Source organism: Deltaproteobacteria bacterium, from assembly GCA_018668695.1.
Taxonomy (GTDB): domain Bacteria; phylum Myxococcota; class XYA12-FULL-58-9; order XYA12-FULL-58-9; family JABJBS01; genus JABJBS01.
In genome coordinates, this window is record JABJBS010000054.1 from 1 (window position 1) to 9,635 (window position 9,635).

Genomic DNA, 9,635 nt, shown 5'->3' on the forward strand with positions numbered 1-9,635 from the left:
GAGAATGGGTGGCACGGGATAGGCACCAAGGGCAAGTTCATCAAATCTCCGGGAGACCTGAAGGACCTGACTATTCGTTCACAACCTTCTATTATTCACCCGTTGACGTGGTCCACGTTCGGCGCGATTCCCGTAGAGCTTTGGACGAGTGATGTGGTAGATGCATTGGAGTCTGGTAAAATAGTAGCTTACGGGAATACTCCCCTCTTTGTATTTGCCGCGGGCTGGCAAACTTATATTACCCATTTCACGCTCACCCAACACCTGTATCAGCCTGGCGTGCTAGCATTTGGCAAATCCTGGTTCGATCAGCAAACACCTGAACATAAAAAAATTCTTAGGGGGCGATCCCATAAGGGAGCTTTGGAAGGTCGGGCAGGCGTGCGGAAGATTCAACCTGAACTGATCGAGAATTTTCGTAGCTTTGGCATTAAGGTCTACGAACTAACCCCCGTCGAGCGCCAGCAATTTGCGAAGACGGCTGAAAAGGTACGACGTGCTTACGAGGGCAAAGCAACTCCAGGTGCCACTTTACTTCTTAAGGCCATTGAGAAAGGGAAAGCTGCTTTCAAGAGTAAGTGAAAATCTAATTAAGCAGGAATGAGTGCAGACACACAGCCTGCACAGGTTATGCCTCTCACTGCGGAGGTAATGTGCAAGCCGCTACCGAAGCCTGCGACGATGGCAACGGCGTGCTCAAAGATGCTTGCCCCGATGGTGAAAATGGCACTTGCCGATTAGCTGAATGTGGTGATGGCTTTTATATAGACACCGCCGAAGTTACCGCCGGAGATTGATCTGACGATTGATGGCGAACCGTGGCAACCGAGTTTGGTTGCGAGCGCTGGTTAGCTGGGTACGGCGCTGAATTTCTCTATCTCTCTCAGGTCAAAACGAAAGTGCGTCCGCCTACGATGGCTCCTACCCCCACCATGTTGGCGCTCCGTAAATCTATCGTGCGTGCTTGAGAAGGAGAAGTTTCAGACATCTCTTCAGTTTATGCATGAATCTTGCGGTACCTAGTGGGGGCCATGCCTCCCTTTGAACAAACACTCAGCGCCGAACAGATCAAGGATTTGGCAACCTATGTTTTTGAGGCCACCAAAAGATAATTTGTTTTCTATTTTCGCCGCGTTTTTTATTGAGCCACTGTCCTCAAGAATTAATTCTGAAGGAATGTGTGTATGTTGACGCGCCAGCTACGATGGGTCTTGCTTTCAGGTTAGCCAGCGTTGATTTGTGTCTATACACATTCGCGATTAATTTGTTTCTTGTTTTCAGGCACTAGGAGACGCTGACCCATGGGCCAGTTTGATTTGGTATGGCTGATTTGGGTTGGGGGCGGTATCGCCGCATGCGTATGGCTGGTGGGAGGCTTTCTTTTTCCCGCCGCGGGCCAATGGCGTGACCGAGAGAGACTGATAGAGCTCATGCAATTGGGTCCGTGGGTTTGGGGTCATTGCAAAGTTCCAGGAGGGACCCAGCGCTATCGGGGAACAGTTTGGTTTGGCGTGCTCGTCTTGGCGCGTCGAGACTTTGGAAAACAACACCTGCTCGCACTTGGTTTTAACAAGGTCCAGGCGAAGTCCGTGGAAGGACAGGTGATGGTGCGGCTGAAGTTAAAACAAGAGGGAGAGACTCTCAAAGGGAATTTGTGGGGAACCCGGTTCAAGTTCAATCCTCACACCAAAGAAGTGGTGTCAGTTCAAGCAACCCCGGCCGAAAGCCGAGAGTGGGTAAAATCGAATTAAATTCTAATTTTCCCCGTTGCAATTTATAGATAGATTTGGTGACCAAATTCTAGAAGCAGTCGATTGAGATATCGGTTTCGAGGGGTGTCGGTTAAGGAGGCAGGGACTAAGTCTAGGCCAATTGGACCCTGTTTCAGATGACTCGAATTAATGTTCGGCCCTAAAGTGAGCCCATCATCTCTCCAAGCGCTTCCAACCGATTGGAGTCACAGTGATAGCGGAGAGTGAGTTACCCGGTTTGAGACGGTAGAGCCTCATGCTAGAGTACTTTACATGAATCAGACCGAAAAATCTGCGGTGACTTTCTCCGAAAATGGGTGTCATTGGGCAAGGTCGACCACCTGTGTTCCAACCGATACTGAAATCGAGGAGCGCCGACGCCGAACCACATCTTATGCAGCGATGTTGGCAGTGATCGTGTCCGGTGGCTACTGCATTTTGGACCTGATATTGGAAGTTTACCCGGGGGCAGCGATCAACGGCCTTGCGTGTTTGTTCTATCTACTCTGCGCCTCTATTTTGTGTCGACCCTGTGGCCTCGGTGTTCGCCATATTCTGGTGTGGACCGGGCTCATTCATATCGTGTGCCTCACCGTTCTGGTCCTAGGCACTCGGCCAGGTGCGCATTTTTTTCTCATTTGTATGGGAGTGATTCCGGCAATCCTATTTCGAGACGGGCACTTGGCGTGGAAGTGGTTCTATATGGGCATTGCGATGGTGGGAGTCTGCGTCATCGAGTTGGGTATGATACCAGAGCCGGGAATTTCTCTGCGCACGGGTCTGGATGCGGATATTATTCGCCTTTCGTGCATCGTGCTCACAACACTTTTTATCTTTCTGGTTATGCGGCGCTATCTGGTCATACTGGACGAGGCGCGTGCGGCTTTGCGCCGTGAACATGAGCGGTCGGAGGAGCTGCTTCTTAATATTTTGCCGGGCTCGGTGGCCACTCGATTGAAGCGAGGGGAATCGATAGCCGATGCTTTCGACGAGGTGACGGTTTTGTTTGCGGATATCGTGGCATTCACCCCCATGGCTTCAGGTACGCCGCCCCAAAAGCTGGTGAAAATCCTCAATGATATTTTTTCAGCCTTCGACGGCATGGCGGAGAAGCACTCTCTCGAAAAGATAAAAACGATTGGCGACGCCTACATGGTTGCGGGTGGTATTCCAGACCGCTCTGATGGCCACGTTAAAGCGGTGGTGGCCATGGGTATAGATATGATGGAATGGATGACAGGGTATCGCAACCGTACCGGTCTGGAAATTGGGCTGAGAATCGGGATTCATACGGGTCCGGTGGTTGCTGGTGTAATTGGCTCTAAGAAATTCATTTACGACCTTTGGGGTGACACCGTAAATCTGGCAAGCCGGATGGAAAGCCAGGGCAGTCGTGGTCAGATTCAGGTTACCGAAGCAGTGTATGAGTTGCTCTCGGGTGTTTATACCTTCGAAAAGCGCGGTGTACTTGAAGTGAAGGGTCGCGGTCAGATGGTAACCTATTGGCTTCGGCAGGGCAGTGAACCAGGCTCAGAAATGGCTGCATTCAAATGAGAGGAGCATCACGGAACAAGTTTATTACGAGTCTTGTCCCATGTTTGTGAAATGACTCAGTAGGAATGTGAGCAGATACAAATTCCAGCCAGCTACTCTGAAATCATTGCAAAAAAGGTTGGCGCATCAACATACACAAGTCCCTGCATATTTAGATTTAGGTTACGTCGGCAGGTGGATTTCAAACCTGGCGCCTCCTAAATCATCGTCGTCTGTGACTGCCAGGTGCCCACCGTGGGCTTGGATGATATCCGCGCTCATGGACAAGCCAAGCCCCGTTCCCGATCCTGATTCTTTGGTTGTAAAGAATGCATCGAAAATCTTCGTTTGGATATCCACTGGTACTCCATTGCCGTTATCCGCGATTACGATGCAGGCCTCGCTGCTTTTGCCATTTTGTCGCGTGTAAGTCGCGATCTGAATTCTACCGGTAAACCTTTCTCCCTTCTCCAACCTGGCGACCCGCCTTTCCTCCAAAGCGTCTGCAGCATTAGAAAGCAGGTTGGTCACCACCTGTCCAAGCTGGCTTCGATGGCCGGTAATCAAGGGGATTTCTCCCAGGCTATCGTTGACTTCAAATACTTTGGTTTTACCGCTAACAATAATAAGGGACTCCCGAATAATATCATTCACGTTGAGCGAATCGCTCTCTTGGAGATCAGTGCGAGCCTGAGAGCGTAGCGCGTTGCTGATGTCCGTAAGGCGTGTGGTGGCGACGTCCTGGTCATAAACACGGGCGGAAATTTCATCGAGTTTGTAACTAAGTCTTTTAAGGACCGCCTGCGCTTCCGGACTATCATCAAAAAGGGAATAGAAGACGTTTCGAAGGTCGGTGAAGCCTTCTTGAATGAGATGGCTGGACATCTTAAGGGTGCTGAGCGGGTTAGAAATCTCGTGCCCAATACTGGCAATCAGCTGTCCCAACGAGGCGAGTTTTTCTGTTTGGATGAGGTGAATATGAGCTTGCCTGGCTTCTAGAACCGCCTTGTTCTTCTGCCCCTTCATAAACTGGATGCGTGCACCTAAGGCCATGGAGAGGAGGGTGACCTCTAAAGCAGAACCAATGATGATTGCATTTTCAGTGATGGTGGACCTTGGCAAAACCCCAATCTTGTTTAGTAGAAAGGTAACTGTGCCGAGAAGAAATGCTGCGAATGCAATGGTAAAGTATCGAGCAGGTTTTTGCCCTTGAGCCCATAGGATAGACCCTATGATTAAACAGAAGCTAACCGTAGAGATAACAATCAGAATATTCAGAGGTACAACAATTGCCATGGGGCAGAACAAAGGAAGTATTGCAGCGACGCAATTCGCTACAAATAAACCCACACATATTTTTCGGCCAGTCTCACTTGTTTCATTAAGGTGAAGAAAATCGTAGGTAAATAATGTCAAGGAAGCGAATAAGGTCGGGCCGAGAACATAGAGGCTTAAGCCATTCCAGACAATGGCATCTGGCCATAAGTACTGAAACGCAACCCCTTTCAAACTGGCAAACCACAAGCCCGTTAACGACACATAGATTACATAATAGAGGTAGGTTTTCTCGCGAATGCTAAGAAAAAGGAAAAAGTTGAACACAGCCATCACCAGGATAATTCCGTAATACATGGCCTGGCTATAAATGGCCGTCTGCTCTGCCCGAGCGAACGCCTTGTCTTGCCATAGAATTAACGGGGTCTGCACTGAGGAAGTGGACTTAATCCTAAAATAGAATTCAATGGTTTCCCCGGCGCCAATCTCAATCGGAAACAGAAAATTTCGATTCCAGACGGGCCGTTGTTCAAAGAGGTAAACATCTCCGGTTTGGACTTTGTGAACGATTTCCCCATCCAGCAGACTATAAAATCGAACATCATCCAAAACGGCATAAGCAAGTTGCAATACTCGCGATAGCTTCGTTTCAGAAGGTGCTTGCATGATTCCCCTCAGCCAAAAAGAAGAAGAAGAATATCCAAAATTCGGAGTCGCTTTAAGATTGGTTTTCCATTGAGATTGCACCCCTTCAGCCCGCACATTCTCAAGTGTAAGTTGGCCCTCTTTGTCTTCGAGATATTCGAGGTGCAACCCAAGCTCAATCCTGCTTTGGTTTTGCTGAACCACTAAAGCTTCAAGAGCGTGGGCAGTTTGTGGGATCATTGTCAGCGCAAGAAACATCCCGCAACAAAAACCAGCCATTTGTTGGAAGCCCATGTTGGTCCACTCCAGAGAAGGTAAATTGCACGGTGATTAATTAAACTTAAGGTTGTACACACCGGAAGTACCTTACTAGTATGGTACAAAAATGACTTCGAGTGAATCACCCGTCAAAGATTGTCGGTTCTTGAAATTGCTATGTCTTGCCAGTGTAGGGCACCATCGGACAGGAGTAGTTGGAATCAAATAGCTTGCTTGGGAAGAATAACCAGGGATCAACCAATAAACTCCTGTGAAGGCCGGATTGGATTTCAGATTTTGGTTCGAATGAGGTTAAGAATGCTTCGTATCTTGGGGTTCAGTGTCCTGTTGCTGATGATCGGGTCGGTTTCATTTGCCGCAGAGCCAGTTATTGTTAAGGATGCCTTCGGTGAACAATCACTCGGGCTCCATCTGGAATTTCTGGAGGACACGGATGGTACTCTGAGTGTGGAGGACATTCATACACCGGAGGTAATGGGCAGGTTTACCCCGGTCCACGATGAGACGCCGAACTATGGGTTTACCCAATCAGTCTACTGGTTCTCTTTTTCTCTGCAGAATCCCGAGACCAGGTCTCTACAGCAATTCTTGGAAATTGGTTACCCGCATTTAGACGATATTGATATTTACCTCTTTCCTCAAGTTTCAGAGCAGACGCATTATCACCTGGGTGATAAGTTGGCGTTTTCGAAAAGACTGATCGAGCATCGCAACTTTGTGGTTCCGATCACTCTACAAGGCAGCGAAATCCTCAGTGTCCTGGTTCGGGTTCGGACCAGTAGCTCCATGCGGGTACCCATCAGGTTGTCGTCCGAGCAATCATTTTTTCAGCGAGACGCCACCGAAGTTATTATCCATGGTTTCTATTTTGGTCTCATCTTGGTGATGGCTCTGTACAACCTGTTTGTCTATATTAGCCTCCGAGAGACGGTTTATCTCTACTACGTATTCTTTGTCGTGGGTTGCGCGGGCTTTCAAGCGGCGCTGAGTGGCTTTAGCTATCAATACCTCTGGCCGACGATGCCATGGTGGGCTGAGAAATACGTGATCTTTTCCATCGCCATGGGACAGGTGTTTGCCGCCCTTTTTGCGAACACCTTTCTTGACCTTCGCCAATATGCAAGGCGGCATTTTCGTTATCTTTCGTTGATAGCTTTGCTATCGGCTGCAGTTGCAGGGCTGGCGTTTCTGGTGCCCTACGCCTTGGTTGTGCCCGCAGTAACGATTCTCGTAGTCTTATTGACCCCCGCTTGCTTGAGTGCCGGAGTGGTTCGCTGGAGACAGGGGAATACGGAGGCGGCCTATTACACCCTTGGCTGGGCGAGCTTCGCATTGGGTACGTGCTCGTTGGCATTGGGTAATTTGGGTGTGCTTCCCGTTAACGTTCTAACGATTAATGGACCCCAAATAGGCACCGCGTTCGTGGTTATTTTTCTTTCGTTAGCATTGGTTCGAAAACTTAAGGTATTACACGAAGAATCTGAGACCCTCTCGAAAAAGTTAGTGGTTGCTCTTGACCAGGCGCAATCGGCGGACCGGCTCAAAGGGGAGATTCTGGCCAACCTCTCCCATGAACTTCGTACACCACTCAATGCACTCATCAATGTGCCCAGTGCAGTACTCTCGAGCCTCACGGTAGTTTGCGCTTGGTTTTGCGCTGCTTGTGATCTGAGTTTTCAGACCGATGACGAAGAGGAGGTTGATGGTACTCAAGAGCTTACTTGTCCGGAATGTGAGGGAAAACTGGTTCCGCATAAATCTCTTCAGACCTCCGTGGATCCAGAGGACCTTCTTGCACTTTTGTCCCGCATGTCTCAATCGAGTACCCACCTGGCTAAGACTCTGTCTGGTATTCTTGAGTTCGCAAAATTACAGTCTGGAACTGCTGCCTTAATGCAGCGTATCGTTGTTGCGGGTGCCATTCTCGAGGAAGTAGCTGATGAATTTACATCCCCTGCGATTGCAAAGGGCATTCGTATCGAGATTCATTTACCCGACAACCCGGCGTCTATTGATGTGGACCGAGATCAGGTAGCTCTTCTTCTACGAAAGCTTATTGAGAATGCTGTCGAGTTCAGCAAACGGAATGCAGACTTGTATCTTCGGATAGCCTACGTTCGTAACGGCCAGGCGATTCGGATTTCGGTTCGAGACGAAGGACCTGGTATTGCGGAAGCCGATTTCGAAACCATCTTTGAGAGCTTCCGTCAGGTCGACAGCGGACACACCCGCAGTCATCCGGGGGTTGGCCTTGGGCTATCAATAGCTCGGCAGATTGCAACGACACACGGCACGCAGATTGAAGTCGAATCAGAGCCTGGTTGTGGCAGTACTTTCTCTGTAGAGTTTCCGCTAGACTCTGGCAAAGGGGTTGGTTGCACCAACTGAACCAAGATACTGAACCCAACGTTTACGACCATGGTGCTCGTACTTATCCAGTAGCTTGATGAGCCGGTTTCGTAATTTGGAGTCGCACATTTCATCTGGAAGCAGGGGATCTAGAAGGAGATGGCGAATAACAACCCCGCCGAGTACATGGTTTTCTATCAGGGCCTCCTTGATATCGAGGTTCTTTAGACGTGGAAAACTTGTCTCGATCTCTTGAGCCAGATGCCGATAATGTTTTTCGATAGACGCAGAGTCCCATAGCTCCAGAGCATATTTGTGGTCTTGTGCACCAAGGCTCGATATTTCAAAAACAGAAGCCTCAGCTTCCAGTCCAAACGAGACGAGTTGTTCTCGCGCCCCTTCAAGATCCCGCTTGATATTTGCCGGTCGAATTGCGAGCCCGTTCTTGAATATTTTGTACCCGAGATACCGAAGCGCTCGGTTGCGGTGCCGAGCGGCTCTACGGTCTGAACGCGGAAATTCTGCTGTTAAGACTCCGTACCAATTAAGTGACCATCGCTGAGATACATTGGGAATCTCGCGCCATGAAAGAGCCAGCTGTTGAATCGGGTGGGACTGGTTTGCAAGCCGGTAGCCAAGATTTTCTACCCGCTCAAATGTGCCTTTATTGACCAGGCGACTCAGTGCTACCCGTGTTTGGTTTTCTGAGAAACCAAAGAGACGGCTTGCGGTAAGTAGCGTGCTTACCGGGGTGAGTTGTTGGCCAATAGTCGATATGAAGCCGACCAATAGTTGGCGCGAGGTGGGCCAAAAGGGGGCTCCAGGCCGCCGATACTTGATTCCTGCACGTGTGGTCATGGGCCAGCGCTATCGTAGTTGGGTAATGGTGTCCAGTGTTCGTCGCCATAGAAGTCAGCGATAAATCCGCGAATATCGCTCTCATAAGCTGAGCGTGCATAGAACGTCAGACTCATTCTTAGAGCTAGTAAAATGTCGATGACATTGGCCCGATTAACTCAGCTCGCAATGGCCGCTGGAAGGAGTCGACGTAATTTTTGGCTGGGAAATGCTCTACGACATAAGAATCCCTCCCGTATGGCGAGAGATTTTACATTGTCCTGGAACTCGTGAGGTGGCTGACTACACCGTTTACTGTATCGAGAATAGAAGTTCGTGTTCGTTGACAACATTGCGATGGAAACGGTGGATGAGCCCCAGGGAGACAAATTGGTGTTGCTCTTCCGAGGATTTCACAAGGTTTAAATTTCTCGAGAATCCGGCCGAACTTGTGTAGCCTTGAAGACCCATCTCGGTTTCGAAATGAGATTAAATTTTGCAGGACAAGAAACAGACCACTTTTATTCTCGGACTGGAAGATGGAAAGTCCTCTACCCGGAGACACCACCTGAACAATGCAAGCGGCACCCCGGGAGAGTGGGGGGGGTATCGGACTCAATTCAATTGACCACCAGTTCCAAATCCACGTTCGCAAGTGAAACGATGTCGCCATGGACAATGGTCGCACTCTCGGTTTGGGCTCCGTTTAGGCTCAAACCGTTTCCGGATAGGTCTTGGATTGTATAGTTACCATCGCCTTTAAAGGTTAATTGCGCATGCTTACGAGAGATGCCGGCTCTTCGTATGACGATGTCGTTACGCGAGCTTTTGCCGATGGTCAGCTCGCACTTATCAAGCTCATAGGTCTTGGTCACCGTGTTGATTCCCGATACTTTTAGGAAGGTCGCAGTTGTGGGTGCGACGTGTGCTTGCGCGGCTGATTCAGGTTCGGACGGCATCGGGTTA

8 protein-coding genes are annotated in these 9,635 nt (G+C 49.4%); 5 read left to right on the forward strand and 3 right to left on the reverse strand.

The features are described from left to right. The 4 genes from dctP to HOK28_02715 all read left to right on the forward strand — a co-directional run. Positions 1-582, forward strand: a 582-nt coding sequence (gene dctP, locus HOK28_02700) for a TRAP transporter substrate-binding protein DctP (GenBank protein ID MBT6431972.1), incomplete at its 5' end; no start/stop codon positions are given. Positions 583-653: 71 nt separating this feature from the next. Next, the gene (locus HOK28_02705) at positions 654-797 is read left to right on the forward strand and encodes a hypothetical protein (protein MBT6431973.1); all 144 of its coding nucleotides are present in this window, start codon (positions 654-656) and stop codon (positions 795-797) included. Between the two features lie 504 nt (positions 798-1,301). Further along, the gene (locus HOK28_02710) at positions 1,302-1,751 is read left to right on the forward strand and encodes a hypothetical protein (GenBank protein MBT6431974.1); all 450 of its coding nucleotides are present in this window, start codon (positions 1,302-1,304) and stop codon (positions 1,749-1,751) included. 273 nt (positions 1,752-2,024) lie between these two features. Further along, on the forward strand, positions 2,025-3,305 hold the full coding sequence (locus HOK28_02715; GenBank protein MBT6431975.1) for an adenylate/guanylate cyclase domain-containing protein: 1,281 nt from the start codon (positions 2,025-2,027) through the stop codon (positions 3,303-3,305). Between the two features lie 162 nt (positions 3,306-3,467). Here the strand turns inward: HOK28_02715 and HOK28_02720 are convergent, their stop codons facing one another. Next, entirely contained in the window at positions 3,468-5,498 is a 2,031-nt protein-coding gene (locus tag HOK28_02720; protein ID MBT6431976.1) for a hypothetical protein, read from the reverse strand. A 282-nt stretch (positions 5,499-5,780) separates the two neighbouring features. On the opposite strand from HOK28_02720, the gene HOK28_02725 reads away from it, so the two are divergent. Beyond that, positions 5,781-7,871, forward strand: a complete 2,091-nt coding sequence (locus HOK28_02725; protein ID MBT6431977.1) for a sensor histidine kinase — start codon at positions 5,781-5,783, stop codon at positions 7,869-7,871. Here HOK28_02725 and HOK28_02730 read toward each other — a convergent pair. Together HOK28_02730 and HOK28_02735 are read right to left on the reverse strand one after the other, a co-directional pair. Further along, entirely contained in the window at positions 7,836-8,690 is an 855-nt protein-coding gene (locus HOK28_02730; protein ID MBT6431978.1) for a hypothetical protein, read from the reverse strand. The genes HOK28_02725 and HOK28_02730 overlap by 36 nt on opposite strands. Before the next feature lie 599 nt (positions 8,691-9,289). Beyond that, on the reverse strand, positions 9,290-9,635 hold a 346-nt coding region (locus tag HOK28_02735), incomplete at its 5' end, for an FHA domain-containing protein (GenBank protein ID MBT6431979.1).

What these genes read in the sequence shown, in the direction of transcription:
- HOK28_02710 (MBT6431974.1), top strand. Translation starts at nt 1,302, where the DNA reads ATGGGCCAGTTTGATTTGGTATGGCTGATTTGGGTTGGGGGCGGTATC.
- HOK28_02715 (MBT6431975.1), top strand. Translation starts at nt 2,025, where the DNA reads ATGAATCAGACCGAAAAATCTGCGGTGACTTTCTCCGAAAATGGGTGT.
- HOK28_02720 (MBT6431976.1), bottom strand. Translation starts at nt 5,498, where the DNA reads ATGGGCTTCCAACAAATGGCTGGTTTTTGTTGCGGGATGTTTCTTGCG.
- HOK28_02725 (MBT6431977.1), top strand. Translation starts at nt 5,781, where the DNA reads ATGCTTCGTATCTTGGGGTTCAGTGTCCTGTTGCTGATGATCGGGTCG.
- HOK28_02730 (MBT6431978.1), bottom strand. Translation starts at nt 8,690, where the DNA reads ATGACCACACGTGCAGGAATCAAGTATCGGCGGCCTGGAGCCCCCTTT.